General features: G+C 62.3%; 10 protein-coding genes. 5 read left to right on the top strand and 5 right to left on the bottom strand.

Annotated elements, in window-relative coordinates:
* The first annotated feature begins 75 nt into the window (after positions 1-75).
* The 4 genes from ACFY9W_RS22305 to ACFY9W_RS22290 all read left to right on the top strand — a co-directional run bounded on the left by ACFY9W_RS22305 (position 76) and on the right by ACFY9W_RS22290 (position 7,140).
* On the top strand, positions 76-1,002 hold the full coding sequence (locus ACFY9W_RS22305; protein WP_391134800.1) for a LysR substrate-binding domain-containing protein: 927 nt from the start codon (positions 76-78) through the stop codon (positions 1,000-1,002).
* Between the two features lie 182 nt (positions 1,003-1,184).
* Entirely contained in the window at positions 1,185-3,251 is a 2,067-nt protein-coding gene (treS, locus tag ACFY9W_RS22300) for a maltose alpha-D-glucosyltransferase (protein WP_391134797.1), read from the top strand.
* Positions 3,252-3,340: 89 nt separating this feature from the next.
* Complete coding sequence (locus ACFY9W_RS22295; protein ID WP_391134794.1) at positions 3,341-6,325, top strand: autotransporter domain-containing protein; 2,985 nt, start codon at positions 3,341-3,343, stop codon at positions 6,323-6,325.
* Positions 6,326-6,513: 188 nt separating this feature from the next.
* On the top strand, positions 6,514-7,140 hold the full coding sequence (locus ACFY9W_RS22290) for a riboflavin synthase subunit alpha (protein ID WP_391134791.1): 627 nt from the start codon (positions 6,514-6,516) through the stop codon (positions 7,138-7,140).
* Positions 7,141-7,149: 9 nt separating this feature from the next.
* Here the strand turns inward: ACFY9W_RS22290 and proP are convergent, their stop codons facing one another.
* From proP to glaH, 5 genes are all read right to left on the bottom strand, one after another.
* Positions 7,150-8,652, bottom strand: a complete 1,503-nt coding sequence (gene proP / locus ACFY9W_RS22285) for a glycine betaine/L-proline transporter ProP (protein WP_391134788.1) — start codon at positions 8,650-8,652, stop codon at positions 7,150-7,152.
* Positions 8,653-8,812: 160 nt separating this feature from the next.
* Complete coding sequence (gene hemB, locus ACFY9W_RS22280; RefSeq protein ID WP_391134784.1) at positions 8,813-9,787, bottom strand: porphobilinogen synthase; 975 nt, start codon at positions 9,785-9,787, stop codon at positions 8,813-8,815.
* Positions 9,788-10,013: 226 nt separating this feature from the next.
* On the bottom strand, positions 10,014-10,907 hold the full coding sequence (locus ACFY9W_RS22275) for a PA4780 family RIO1-like protein kinase (protein WP_391134781.1): 894 nt from the start codon (positions 10,905-10,907) through the stop codon (positions 10,014-10,016).
* An 87-nt stretch (positions 10,908-10,994) separates the two neighbouring features.
* Positions 10,995-12,239 (bottom strand): L-2-hydroxyglutarate oxidase, encoded by a 1,245-nt coding sequence (gene lhgO / locus ACFY9W_RS22270; protein ID WP_391134778.1) that lies wholly within the window; start codon positions 12,237-12,239, stop codon positions 10,995-10,997.
* Positions 12,240-12,352: 113 nt separating this feature from the next.
* Complete coding sequence (gene glaH / locus ACFY9W_RS22265) at positions 12,353-13,330, bottom strand: glutarate dioxygenase GlaH (RefSeq protein ID WP_391134775.1); 978 nt, start codon at positions 13,328-13,330, stop codon at positions 12,353-12,355.
* Between the two features lie 194 nt (positions 13,331-13,524).
* Here glaH and csiR point away from each other — a divergent pair, with 194 nt between their 5' ends.
* Entirely contained in the window at positions 13,525-14,220 is a 696-nt protein-coding gene (gene csiR, locus ACFY9W_RS22260) for a DNA-binding transcriptional regulator CsiR (protein ID WP_391134772.1), read from the top strand.
* Positions 14,221-14,448 lie beyond the last annotated feature (228 nt).

Genomic DNA, 14,448 nt, shown 5'->3' with positions numbered 1-14,448 from the left:
AAACGCCCACGCGACATACAAAAAAAATGATATTTTCATATGCATCCATATAAAAAAGATGATGAGAGACATGCCATGCACTGGACCCGACGCCTGCGCCCGCGCCACCTGCAACTGCTGGTGACACTGGCCGAAACCGGCAACCTCAGCGACACCGCCCGGCAGGCCTACACCACCCAGCCAGGCCTGTCGAAGTTCCTCAAGGAGCTGGAGGAAGACGCCGGCGCGTTACTGTTCGAACGCCATGCCCGTGGCCTGCGGCCGACCGCCGAGGGCACTTTGCTGGTCAACCATGCACGGCGAATCCTTAGCGAAATGGAGCGGGCGCAGAGCAACCTGGATGCCTTGCGTGAAGGCAATACGCCCAATGTGGCCATCGGTACCTCACCGGCCTCGGCACCGAGCCTGGTACCCGATGCCATCCTGTATTTCCTGGATAAACACCCGAAAGCGCAGGTATCGCTGCAGGAAAGCACCATGAATGTGCTGCTGGAGCGTTTGCAACTGGGCCAGCTGGACGTGGTGGTAGGGCGTGTCGACAATTACCAGCCGAGCCAGGCCCTGCACAGCGAAATGCTGTTCCGCGAGCCGATGCAGGTGGTCGCCCGCCCCGACCACCCTTTGGCCCAGCGAAAAGGCCTGAGCTGGGACGACCTGTACCAGTACGACTGGCTGCTGTGGCCGCCCGCCACGCCCATTCGCAACCGCCTGGACACCGCCCTGAGCAACGCCGGGCGCAAGCCGTTGCCGTGCCGAATCGAATCGTCGTCGCTGATGGCCAACCTGTGGTTGATGCAGAACAGTGACATGCTGTGCGTGGCGTCCGGGCGGGTGGCCGAGCATTTCCATGGGCGCGGGTTGTTGCAGCGGCTGGATTTCGAGTTGGAAGCGGAAGGCTCGATTGGCATGTGCTGGCGGGATGAGCCGCATATCGAGGGGGCGGTGCTGGATTTGCTGGAGAGCTTGCGCGAGGCCGCCCGCAACCCCATTCGCAAGCCTTGATCGGTGGTGTGCCATTCGCGGGCACGCCCGCTCCCACAGGATCTCCCTGTACTTTAAAACCTGTGCAGTACCTGTGGGAGCGGGCAAGCCCGCGAAAAGGGCTAAACCGATCTCGAGCCGAACGATCAGAACTCAATGCCGTCATAACCTGAGCCGGTGCCGACACGCAAAGAGGACGCGAAATGACCCAGCCCGACCCGTCATACGTCAAATGGCTCGAAGACCGCGCCATGCTCAAAGCTTCCCAGGAGCGCGCCAGTTTGTATTCAGGCCAGTCACGCCTGTGGCAACAGCCCTACGCCGAAGCCCAACCCCGACGCGCCACCAAAATCGCCTCGGTATGGCTGACGGTATACCCCGACGCCATCATCGCCCCGCAAGGCTGCTCGGTGCTCGGCGCCCTCGCCCACGAAGCACTGTGGAAACGCCTGTCGGAGATCGGCATCCAGGGCCTGCACACCGGCCCGATCAAGCTCTCCGGCGGCATTCGCGGGCGCGAGCTCACCCCCAGCGTGGACGGCAACTTCGACCGCATCAGCTTCGATATCGACCCGCTCTACGGCAGCGAACAGGAACTGGTGCAGATGAGCCGCATGGCCGCGGCCCACAATGCTGTGACCATCGACGACCTGATCCCCTCGCACACCGGCAAGGGCGCCGACTTCCGCCTGGCCGAAATGGCCCACGGGCCCTACCCGGGGCTGTACCACATGGTCGAAATCCGCGAGGAAGACTGGCCGCTGCTGCCGCAAGTGCCTGCCGGCCGTGACGCGGTGAACCTGCTGCCGGCCCAGTGCGACGAGCTCAAGGCCCGCCATTACATCGTTGGCCAGCTGCAACGGGTGATCTTCTTCGAACCCGGCGTGAAGGAAACCGACTGGAGCGTCACGCCCCCCGTGACCGGCGTCGACGGCAAAACCCGCCGCTGGGCCTACCTGCATTACTTCAAGGAAGGCCAGCCCTCGCTGAACTGGCTAGACCCGACCTTCGCCGCCCAGCAGATGATCATTGGCGATGCCCTGCACGCCCTGGACTGCCTGGGTGCCCGCGGCCTGCGCCTGGATGCCAATGGTTTTCTCGGCGTGGAGGCCCGGGCCACCGGCACCGCCTGGTCGGAAAGCCACCCGTTGTCGATTGTCGGCAACCAGTTGATCGGCGGTATGATCCGCAAGGCTGGCGGCTTCAGCTTCCAGGAGCTGAACCTGACCTTGGACGATATCGCGCAAATGTCCAAGGGCGGGGCCGACCTGTCCTACGACTTCATCACCCGGCCGGCCTATCAGCATGCGCTGCTGACCGGTGACACCGAATTCCTGCGCCTGATGCTGAAAGAGATGCACGCCTTCGGCATCGACCCCGCTTCGCTGATCCACGCCCTGCAGAACCACGACGAGCTGACCGTGGAGCTGGTGCATTTCTGGACCCTGCATGCCCACGACATGTACTTGTACAAAGGCCAGACCTTGCCCGGGAGCATCCTGCGCGAGCATATCCGTGAAGAGATCTACGAACGGCTATCGGGCGAGCACGCGCCTTACAACCTGCGCTTCGTCACCAATGGCATCGCTTGCACCACGGCCAGCCTGATTGCCGCAGCGCTGGGCATCCGCGACCTTGAGCAAATCGGCCCGGCAGAAATCGAGCACATCCAGAAAGTGCACCTGCTGCTGGTCATGTACAACGCCATGCAGCCAGGTGTGGTTGCCCTGTCTGGCTGGGACCTGGTCGGCGCCCTGCCCTTGCCCGCCGAAGCAGTCGCCGAGCGCATGCTCGATGGCGATACCCGCTGGATTCACCGGGGCGGTTACGACCTGGCCGGGCTCGACCCGCAGGCACAAGATTCGGTGCGTGGCATGCCCCGTGCCCGCGCCCTGTATGGCAGCCTGGACAGCCAGCTGGAAAACAGCGACTCGTTTGCCTGCAAGGTGAAAAAGCTGCTGGCCGTGCGACAGGCCTATGGCATTGCCACCAGCCGCCAGGTGCTGGTGCCTGAAGTCTGTAGCCCCGGGTTGCTGGTGATGGTGCACGAGCTGCCGGCCGGGCGCGGTATCCAGATCAGCGCGCTGAACTTTGGCCAGGAGGTGATTGCCGAGGAACTGCAACTGACCGGGTTTACGCCAGGGCCGGTGGTGGACATGATCAACGAAACGGTCGAGGGCGACTTGACCGAGGATGGGCGCCTGATGATCAACCTGGACCCGTATGAGGCGCTTTGCCTGCGTATCGTCAACAGCAGCGCACATGTGTAATCAGCGATGAAAACACCTGCACGATCAATCAAATCGTAATATCGAATGGCCATATTGAGCGCCCCTGAACAATAACCCGTGGTCGCCCAATGCCTTTCACGCCCAACCGCCTGGCCCTGTGCATCGCCCTGGCCTGTGCCGCCTTCGCGCCTGCCGCCTTTGCCAAGGATTACCTGATCAACAGCTCCACCACCGATACACTGGAGCTGAAGAAGTCCGACACCTTGAAGGTGACCTCGACCGGCAGCATCGTAGCCAGTGACGACGACGGCGTAATCCTGCCCAAACACACCAGCGGTGCCAACGTGAGCGTCGACAACGCCGGTATCATCCGGTCCACCGACGGCCGCGGCATCGACACCAAGGATGAAGGCGAAGACCTCAGCCACTACGTGATCAACAACCACGCCGGGGCGTTGATCCAGGGCACCAACGACGGCCTGCGCTTCCAGACCAACCCCACCGCCGGTGGCAGCCTGAGCATCGTCAACGCCGGCACTATGGAATCCACCGTCGAAGGCCAGGCCATCGACCTCGAAACCCTGAACAACCCGGCGTTCACCACCACCCTGGTGAACGAAGCCACAGGGGTGATCCATGCCGTGGGCAACGACGCGGTCAAGACCGGCTCCAACGCCACCGTTACCAACTACGGGCTTATCTACACCGATACCGCTGCGCAAGACAAGAATGGCCTGGACCAGAAGTACGACGGCATCAAGATCGGCACCTCCACCGGCGTCACCGTGTACAACCACGGCACCATCAGTGCCGACCGCCACGGCGTCGACCTGAAGACCGATGCAACGCTCTATAACTACGCAGGCGCCAGCGTTACCGGGCGCAATGGTTCGGGCTTTGGTTCGGACGGCAGTGGCACGGTGTACAACTGGGGCACCATCACCGGTGCCATCGCCGATGGCAAGATCAACGGCGATGGTGATGGCGTCGATATCGACAACATCGGCCATGTCTACAACGCCGGAACCATCCAGGGCCTGGGCGCCAAGGGTGTCGACAGCGGCGGCCGGCCGAACGGCAGCGAAGGCATTGCCATGGGCGGTGGCAGCATCGTCAACACGGCCACGGGGGTTATTCGCAGCGTCGACAACGGCATCCTGGTGGATGACGGTGCCGAAGGTGCCGGGGTAGCCACCACTACCATCAACAACGCCGGGCGCATCGAAGGCGAAGGTGGCTTTGGTATCAAGCTGATCGGCCAGTATGACGACAGCCTGACCAACAGCGGCACCATCAGGGGCGGCAACGGCCTGGCACTGAGCATGGGGGCAGGCAACGACAGCCTGACGGTACTGACCGGCGGTGTGTTCGACGGCCTGGTCGATGGCGGCGAAGGCACCGACAGTGTGACCTTGAACGGCACCGGCAGTTTTGGCAACAGCGCCAATTTCGAAACCCTCAACGTCACCGGTGGCAGCTGGACCCTGAGCAGCGTCAACGACTTCAGCCTGGGTGGCGTGGTCACGTCGGGCGCCACGCTGATCAACCAGGGCAGCATTCTCGGCCAGATGCGGGTCGAGCAAGGCGCCACCTATGCCGGCGGTGGCTCGGTCGGCGGGTTGCACGTGGACGGCACCCTGCTGACCAACACGGGCCTAGGTGTGGCGACGGTTACTGATGACCTGAGTTTCGGTCAGGGCTCAAGCCTGGTGTACGGCGTAAATGCCGATGGCAGCAGCGCACCGATCACTGTCAGCGGCACGGCCAACCTGAACGGCGCCACCCTGCGTGTGCAGCCCACCCCTGGCGAGTACCCGTGGCAAAGCCGCTACACCGTTCTGACGGCCAATGCAGTCAATGGCACGTTCGCCCAGGTGACCAGTGACTATGCCTTCCTCACCCCCACGTTGAGCTACACCAGCACTTCGGTAGGCCTGGCCTACGACCGCAACGATGTAGCCTTCGAGCATTATGCACAGTCTGACAACGCCGCCGGTGCTGCACGCAGCCTGGCCAGCCTCGGGCAGAACAGCACCCTGTACAACGCCGTGCTTGGCACAACCACTGCCGGGGCCGGCGATGCCATTGCCCAGCTGTCCGCCAGCAACACTGCCAACCTGGCGGCGGCCACCCTGGCTGGCACATCACAGGTTGGCAATACGATGCTGGGTGCCATGCAGGCGATGACCGCTACTGGCAGCCTGATGGCGGGCCTGAACGATAACGACGGCCCGGTGCTGGCCGCCACTGGCGTGCCACGCGAGGCGCGTAACCTCAACGACCCGAAAGCCCAGGGGCGTGTCTGGGCACAGGCGCTGGGCAGCTACGGCAAGGTGGATGGCAGCCATGGCGCCAGCGCACTGGAGCAGCGCACCGGGGGTGGTGTGCTGGGCGTCGACTGGGCGTTGGGCGGTGACTGGCGCCTGGGTGTGCTCGGTGGTTACTCCCATACACGCCTGGACAGCAGCGGCCTGGATGGCACTGTGCGCAGCTGGCACGCCGGGGTGTATGCCCAGCACCAGCGCGGCCCGCTGGCCCTGCGCCTGGGGGCGGCGTACAGCCGCCATGATGGCGACAGCAAGCGTGATGTGGCCTTTGCCGGTTTCAACGAGCGCCTCAAGGGTGACTATGATGCCGACAGCCAGCAAGCCTTTGTCGAACTGGGCTATGCCATGGGCAGCGGCCGCTTGAGCGCCGAGCCATTCGCCAACCTGGGCTATCAGCGTTACCACCGCGACAGCTACCGCGAACAAGGCGGTGACGCGGCACTGGCAGTGGATGCCGATACCCAGGACAACCTCAGCAGCACCTTGGGTGTGCGCCTGGCGCACCTGGGGCAGCTGGACAACGGCATGAGCCTGACGCCACGTGCGACGCTGGGCTGGCGGCACACCTATGGCAACCTCGATACCCGCACGCGGCAGGCATTCATCGCCGGGGGCGATGCGTTCAGTGTCGAGGGCAGTGCGATTGATCGCGACAGTTTGCTGGTCGAAGCCGGTCTGGACCTGGGGCTGAGTGCGCGGCAGAGCATTGGCCTGGGCTACAGCGGGGAACTGGGCAGCAATAGCCGCAATCATGCGGTGGTTGGGCAGTGGCAGTTGAAGTTCTAGATCCTGGCTGCCTGTTCTGGCCTCTTCGCGGGCAAGCCCGCTCCCACAGGTACAGCATCGAACCTCATGGCAGTGAAATCCCTGTGGGAGCGGGCGTGCCCGCGAAGAGGCCGGCACTGCCACCTTGCTTTTGAGCCTTCAGAAGCATAGCTTTCGGGTGATTTCTTTTTGTGCCCAGGAGCAACTCCATGTACACCGGCATCGTCCAGGCCGTTCGCCCTCTGCTTGATGTGACCACCTACCCTGGCCACAACCAGTTCACCATCGACCTCACCCCGGAGCTGCTCGACGAGCTGAAGGTCGGTGCCAGTGTCAGTGTCGAGGGCACTTGCCTTTCGGTCACCGAAATCGCCGGCACCCAGGTCAGGTTCGACGCCATGACCGCCACCCTTGAACGCACCAACCTGCGCAACTTCAAGGCCGGCCAGGGCGTCAACATCGAGCGTTCGGCAAAAATGAACGCCGAAGTCGGCGGCCACCTGATGGCAGGCCACATCGCCACCACCGCCGAAATCGTCGAACTGTCGATCAAGGAAACCGGCGCGTTCATCACGTTCCGCATGCCGCCGGAATGGGGCAAGTATGTATACCCGCGCGGCTTCATCGGGGTCAATGGCTGCAGCCTTACCGTCGCCGATGTCGACGACAACGTCATTACCATCAACCTGATCCCGGAAACCCTGCGCCAGACCACCTTCGCCAGCTACAAAGCCGGCGAGCTTCTCAATATCGAGGTCGATCACCAGACCATGGTGCTGGTCGATGTGGTAGAGCGCACCATCAAAGGCACCCTGGCCCGCGAGCTGCCACGCTAGTCCCGCCTTTTACTCGATGCGTGGGTGCTGCTGTGCCAGCACCTTGCGCTTGGCTTCCAGTTCGGCAATCTGCGCGTCGATGTCTTCAATCTTCTGCTCGATGTTGTCGTGGTGCTCTTGCAGCAGCTCACGCGCTTCCTCGATGTCCGATGCCGCCGGTGCTGCCCCGCGCAGCGGCTTGTTGGCGGTTTCCTTCATGGTCAGGCCGGTCACCAGGCCTACGGCAGCGATTACCATCAGGTAGTAGGCCGGCATGTACAGGTTGCCGGTACTCTCCACCAGCCAGGCCGTGAGGGTCGGGGTAAGGCCGGCGATCAGCACCGATATGTTGAAGGCACTGGCCAAGGCGCTATAGCGGATGTGCGTGGGGAACATCGCGGGCAGTGTCGACGCCATGACACCGATGAAAAAGTTCAGCATCACGGCAATGATGAGCAACCCGGCGAAAATCACCACCAGCTCACCGCTGTTGATCAGCATGAACGCCGGAATGGCCAGGGCGAACAGGCCGACGCTGCCGACAATGATGAAAGGCCGGCGGCCGAACTTGTCGCTGAGCAGCCCGATCATGGGCTGTACGAACAGCATGCCGACCATGATCGCGATGATGATCAGCACGCCATGGTCTTCGCTGTAATGCAGGTTGTGCGACAGGTAGCTGGGCATGTAGGTGAGCAGCATGTAGTAGGTCACGTTGGTGGCGATCACCACGCCAATGCACGTCACCAGGCTGCGCCAATGCTGGGTGGCCACCTCCTTGAACGACACCTTGGGCCCGGAGGCCAGGCCTTCGCGGTCGCCCTGCTCCAGCTTGTCGACGTGCTGCTGGAACGCGGGTGTTTCTTCCAGGGCATGGCGCAGGTACAGGCCGATAATGCCCAGCGGCAGGGCCAGGAAGAACGGCAGGCGCCAGCCCCATTCCAGGAACTTCTCTTCGCCGAGGACGGAGGAGATCAGCACGACCACCCCTGCGCCCAGCACAAAACCGGCGATGGAGCCGAAGTCCAGCCAGCTACCAAGAAACCCGCGCTTGCGGTCGGGCGCGTACTCGGCAACGAAGATCGACGCGCCGGTGTACTCGCCACCCACCGAGAAGCCTTGGGCCATCTTGGCCAGCAGCAACAGGATCGGCGCCCAGATGCCGATGCTGGCATAGGACGGTATCAGGCCGATGGCGAAGGTGCTGAGCGACATGATGACGATGGTTGCAGCGAGGATTTTCTGCCGGCCGAAGCGGTCACCCAAGGCGCCGAAAAACAGCCCGCCCAGTGGCCGGATCAAGAACGGCACCGAGAAGGTGGCCAGCGCCGCGATCATCTGCACGCTGGGGTCGGCGTTGGGGAAGAACACCTTGCCCAGTGCGTAGGCGACAAAGCCATAAACGCCGAAATCGAACCACTCCATGGCATTGCCCAGTGCCGCGGCGGTGATCGCCTTCTTCATCTTGGCGTCGTCGACGATGGTGATGTCCTTCAGGCCGATTGGCTGGACGCTTTTCTTGCGAGGTTTCATGCCCGTATCCCTGTCGATGAATGCTCTAAGGGTTCAGATACAACGGGACACTAAATAATTCAGCGCTTACTGATTTTTTGTGCGTTTGCGCCGCTTCACCAACAGCGCACAAAGAAAAGCCGCTGCAACTACAGCGGCTTTGTGAACCGAAGGCCTGGCTTCAGATACCTTCGCGGGCCAGGTCCATGGCAAAGTAGGTCAGGATCAGGTCGGCACCGGCACGCTTGATCGCACCAATGCTTTCACGCACCACCCGGCCTTCGTCGATGGCACCGGCCAGGCCGCCGAACTTGATCATCGCGTACTCGCCGCTTACCTGATACGCCGCCAGCGGCAGGCGCGAGGCGGCGCGGATGTCGGCGATCACGTCCAGGTAAGTACCGGCTGGCTTGACCATCAGCACGTCTGCCCCTTCCTGCTCGTCCAGCAACGACTCGCGCACTGCTTCGCGGCGGTTCATCGGGTTCATCTGGTAGCTCTTGCGGTCGCCCTTCAGCGTGGTACCGCCCGCTTCACGGAACGGGCCATACAGCGACGAGGCGAACTTGGTCGAATAGGCCATGATCGCCGTGTCGTGGAAGCCAGCGCCATCCAGCGCGCTACGGATAGCCTGCACCTGCCCGTCCATTGCCGCCGACGGGGCGATGAAGTCGGCACCGGCAGCGGCGGCGATGACCGCCTGCTTGCCCAGGTTGGCCAAGGTGGCGTCGTTGTCCACGCCGTGGTCATGCAGCACGCCGCAGTGGCCATGGCTGGTGTATTCGCAGAAGCAGGTGTCGGACATCACCACCATTTCCGGCACGGTGTCCTTGCAGATGCGCGACATGCGCGCGACCAGGCCGTTTTCGTTCCAGGTGTCGCTGCCGGTGGCGTCCAGGTTGTGCGAAACACCAAAGGTCATCACCGACTTGATACCGGCACGGGCATAGCGCTCGATTTCCTGGGCCAGCAGTTTCTCGGGAATGCGGTTGACCCCCGGCATGCTGGTGATCGGCACGAAGTCATCGATGCCCTCTTCGACGAAGATCGGCAGGATCAGGTCTTCCAGGCGGAATGCGGTTTCCTGGAAGATCGTGCGCAGGGACTCGTTCTGGCGCAGGCGGCGGGGACGAACGGACGGGAATTGGTTGGACATGACAGCTCCAGGGCATTTTGAACGGCGTATACCTTATGCCTGTCGGGCGCCAGTGAAAAGGCCAAATGACGAGATTATGTCTTGCGTCAATGGCAAAGGCCGGGGTTCCCCTGTGCTGGCCCCTTCGCGGGCTTGCCCGCTCCCACAGAGATCGCGTAGCTCTCAAGACTGGCGCGATACCTGTGGGAGCGGGCAAGCCCGCGAAGAGGCCGGGACAGGCAACAGATCACTGCAACCAGGGCGGCGTCGGCTCTTCTGCCTTGGCCGGCCCATGCTCGGCTTCGGCGCGCGCAGCGCGGCGGCGGGCGTCATCCAGCCGGGCAGCATCGATCTCACGCATGACGCCGGTCACGTCGGCTTCATGCTCATCATCCTCGAACACCCCGGTCAACGGGCTGTCTGGAAGCAAGTCACCGGCCTCGAACAGCGCCCACATTTCCTGTGCATAGCGCGTGCTTTTCAGTTCCGGGGCAAAACGCCCGAAATAGTGGGCCATGTTGTCCACATCACGTTGCAGCATGTTGAAGGCATGGTTGTTGGCTGCGGCATCCACTGCCTGTGGCAAGTCGATGATTACCGGCCCGTCAGGGCCCAGCAATACGTTGAATTCGGACAAGTCGCCATGCACCAGCCCGGCACACAGCATCAGCACGATCTGACGAATGACGAACGCGTGGAATGTGCGGGCTTCCTCGGCATCAAGGTGCACGTCGTTCAGGCGTGGGGCGGCGTCACCATCAGCATCGGTCACCAGCTCCATCAGCAGCACGCCGTCCTGGAAGTCGTAGGGCTTGGGCACCCTCACGCCAGCACTGGCCAGGCGGAACAACGCCGCCACTTCGGCGTTCTGCCAGGCGTCTTCGGCTTCTTTGCGGCCGTACTTGCTGCCCTTGGCCATGGCCCGGGCCTGGCGGCTGTTGCGTACCTTACGGCCTTCCTGGTACTCGGAGGCCTGGCGGAAACTGCGCTTGTTGGCTTCTTTATAGACCTTGGCGCAGCGCACCTGGCTGCCGCAGCGCACCACGTACACGGCGGCCTCCTTGCCACTCATCAACGGCCGCAGTACTTCGTCGACCAGGCCGTCCTCGATCAGGGGCTCTATTCTTTTGGGTGTCTTCATCAGGCTGTGTTCGGGGTCCTGGCTGTGATGGTGGACATCCTCTCACAGCCGGATGCGACTTGCTCGTCTGTCTTCAACCCAGGCTGATCAGGCGCCCTGCCTGGCTGCGATGTTTGCCTTGAGGAAGTTGCCCCCTTGAAGACTGACCTGCTCACACACCTTCTCGACGATGTAGGCGCCGATCGGGATCGCCGAAGTGGCCGCCGGCGATGGTGCGTTGCACACATTGACGCTGCGCGCGGTATTGACGAACAGGAAGTCGTCGATCAGCTTGCCGTCGCGCGAGACTGCCTGGGCGCGCACCCCGGCCGGGTATGGCGTAAGGTCGGCCTTGGTGATGCTCGGGCAATACTTCTGCACCTGCTTGAGATAGCCGCCCTTGAACAGCGAGTTCTTCATCTCGATCAGGCCCGGGCGGAAGTTCTTCGCCAGCACCTTCAGGATGCCTGGGGTGGTGAGGGTCTGGAACAGGTCGCTTGGGCTGACGTCGGTCTTGCGGTAGCCCTCGCGCTTCATCGCCAATACGGCGTTGGGGCCAACCGTGACGGTGCCGTCGATCATGCGGGTCAGGTGCACACCCAAAAACGGCATCGAAGGGTCGGGAATCGGGTAGATCAGGTGGTTGACGATCTGATTGTGCTGCTTGGGCAGCAAGTAGTACTCGCCACGGAACGGACAGATGACGAACTCGGTACGCAACCCCAGCATGCTCACCACCCGGTCAGCCATCAGGCCCGAGCAGGTCACCAGGAAACGGCTGCGCAATTCGTCGTTCTGGGTACGCACGATCACTTCGCTGGCCTGCTCCTGCAAGCCGACCACCTCGGCGCCATAGCGGATTTCACCGCCAGCGCGCTGGAATTCTGCGCCCATGGCAGCGGTTACCTGGGCGTAATTGACGATGCCACTGGACGGCACGAAGATACCGCCCATACCGACGATGTTTGGCTCGCGCTCGCGTAACTCGTCTGCCGACAGCCAGTAGCGCTCAAGGCCGTTGGCCTCGGTACGCTCCCACAGCGCCTTCATGCGTTGCATTTCCAGGTCGTTGGTGGCCACCAGCAGCTTGCCACACTCATCGAAGCGGATACCGTGCTCGGTGCAGAAGGCCTTGGTGGCCTTGTTGCCTTCCAGGCAGAAGCGCGCCTTGAGGCTGCCGGGGGTGTAATACACGCCAGCGTGTATCACGCCGCTGTTGTGGCCAGTCTGGTGGCGGGCCGGCCCGGACTCTTTCTCCAGCAAGAGAATCTTCGCGTCCGGGTAAACCTTGATCAGGTGCATGGCCGTGGACATGCCCACAATGCCACCGCCAATAATGATGAAATCGTACACAGCCTTACCTCACACGCAGGCATTGCCTGGCTGGCTCACCAAAGCCCGTACGGGCCCTGGCGGCATCGTTTTTTGCAACGACGCATGGGCGGCACCCGCCCTGCGCCCTGTCATTATTGCCCGCGCTGGTACAGCGGTTTAGGGAACGCGACGTAACCACGCTGGCGCATCAGCTCACGGCGCAGGCCCTCGTGCGGGGTGAAGCGGTCGCGGCCATGCAGCCAGAACAGGTTGTTGATCAGCAGGAAGCTGCCCACCCCCACCGGTACCGACACCTTCTTCTCGCTGCCTTCCAGCGAATCGGACAAGGCGTTCAGCCAGATGCCCTCCTCGTAGTTCTCCGGCTGCACGAACTGATCAATGTAGCGCATGGTCGGGCGCCCTTCGCCATCGGTGTCGAACACCGCATGGAACACATCTTCAGCCACCTTCTTGCTCGGCGGTGCAGTCCAGCGCATTTCGCGGCGAGCCATCGGGTGGCGGAAGAATTCCTCACACTGCTCCCAGTCATCCAGGTGCAGCAGCAGGGAATTACCGCCTTCCATGTTCTTTTCATCGATCTTGAGCATCAGCACGTAATCGGTGATCTGGTTCACGAAGGTGCCGTCGTTGTGCAGCTCCATGACCCGGTGCGGCTGGCGCAGGTAGCTGTCGGAAGTGTCGGTGTTGACCACCACGAACCGCGCGTAGAACTGGCCACTCATGGCGTCGTAGTTGGAGCGGCCGATCAGGTGCGCGCAGGCGGTGGTGAACTTGACCATGTCCTCGGCCTGGCTCACATCGTCCAGGCCCAGCGGGGTAATCAGCATGCCACCGGTGGCGCGGTCAAGAATGGTGTTGAGCAGCACCGGGCGCAGGGTGCCCTGGCACAGCTCGTCGAGGATTTCGCCGACACGGAAACGCAGGAACGACTTGTACTCCAGCGCCTGAACGGGCCATTGGGCAACGGCCTGGACAAACGCTTCGACGACTTCCTGGGCGAAGGTCAGCTCCAGCAGCCGTGGCGACTGCTTCGAAGGGGCAATGGTGAAACCATGCGGTTCGAGCGGCAGTGGCATTACAAGGTCGGCGATCTGCGTAAAGGCGTTCATGGCAGTGTCCTGGCAAAAAAGGGATTGGCGCCGTCCAGTGGTGACCTGGACCAGTGCGGGCGAGCTAAAAATATCGCTACAAATGCAAAATGTCTACATTTTTATGTTTCATCGCCAATGTACATTTTTGTCCATTGTTTTTCGTCGACAGGCGGTTTCGGTATGATCGCCAAAACGTTTTGAGGAACAGGATCTTGGAAGCGCTCGCCCCCCGACAAAACTCAGCATTCAGCGGGTATGAGAGGCTCAAGAAGGACATCATCCGTGGCGTGTTCAAGCCCGGAGAGAAACTGCTGATGAGCGCCTTGAAGGAACGCTACGACCTGGGCGTAGGCCCGCTGCGCGAAGCGCTGTCGCAACTGGTGGCCGAACACCTGGTCAACGCGATCAGCCAGAAAGGCTACCGGGTGGCGCCCATGTCGCTTGAAGAGATGAACGACATCTACGATGCCCGCGCCAACCTCGAAGCGATGATCATCGCCCTGGCCATCGAGCGCGGCGACGACGCCTGGGAGGCATCGGTGCTCGCCCACTCGCATACCTTGGCCAAGGTGGTGGAAGTGAAAACCCGCGAACAGCGCCTGGACGTGTGGGACGAGCGGCACAAGGCGTTTCACACCGCCATTGCCTCGGGCTGCGGCTCAAGGCACCTGCTGCAGGCGCGCACTTACCTGTTCGACCAGGCCGAGCGCTACCGGCACCTGTGGCTGACGCAAACGGTGTTCTCCGAACAGGCCCTGGAGCTCAAGCGCCAGGAGCACGCGGCGCTGGTGGATGTCATTCTCGCCCGGGACGCCGAGCGCGCCAGCAGCATGATGCGCTCGCACCTGATGACTCCGGTGCCGATCATCGCGCAGATCATGCATGCCGAAGGAATCGGCGCCCGTTGAAGCCTTACTCCAGGGCCGCACGATACCGTGTGGGAGCAACTGTCTTGCTCAATTTCTAAAAGCTGGCGCGATCCCTGTGGGAGCGGGCTTGCCCGCGAACACGGGCGAAGCCCGTGCCATACACCGCGGTTTCTTCTTCGCGGGTAAACCCGCTTGTATGGTAGGACTTGAAGGGAGGAGGAGGGTCATAACTCGCTTCTGACTGTTCGCGCAGTACAGACCGTGGGA

Source organism: Pseudomonas sp. NPDC008258, from assembly GCF_042956345.1.
In the GTDB taxonomy this organism is placed as follows: Bacteria; Pseudomonadota; Gammaproteobacteria; order Pseudomonadales; family Pseudomonadaceae; genus Aquipseudomonas.
Note: the sequence above shows the minus strand (reverse complement) of the source record. Positions and strands in the feature narration are given on the sequence as shown.

Bases quoted from the DNA above. Each gene is read 5' to 3' on its own strand.
- ACFY9W_RS22290 (WP_391134791.1), top strand. From the start codon at position 6,514: ATGTACACCGGCATCGTCCAGGCCGTTCGCCCTCTGCTTGATGTGACC.
- ACFY9W_RS22295 (WP_391134794.1), top strand. From the start codon at position 3,341: ATGCCTTTCACGCCCAACCGCCTGGCCCTGTGCATCGCCCTGGCCTGT.
- glaH (WP_391134775.1), bottom strand. From the start codon at position 13,330: ATGAACGCCTTTACGCAGATCGCCGACCTTGTAATGCCACTGCCGCTC.
- treS (WP_391134797.1), top strand. From the start codon at position 1,185: ATGACCCAGCCCGACCCGTCATACGTCAAATGGCTCGAAGACCGCGCC.
- ACFY9W_RS22275 (WP_391134781.1), bottom strand. From the start codon at position 10,907: ATGAAGACACCCAAAAGAATAGAGCCCCTGATCGAGGACGGCCTGGTC.
- proP (WP_391134788.1), bottom strand. From the start codon at position 8,652: ATGAAACCTCGCAAGAAAAGCGTCCAGCCAATCGGCCTGAAGGACATC.
- hemB (WP_391134784.1), bottom strand. From the start codon at position 9,787: ATGTCCAACCAATTCCCGTCCGTTCGTCCCCGCCGCCTGCGCCAGAAC.
- ACFY9W_RS22305 (WP_391134800.1), top strand. From the start codon at position 76: ATGCACTGGACCCGACGCCTGCGCCCGCGCCACCTGCAACTGCTGGTG.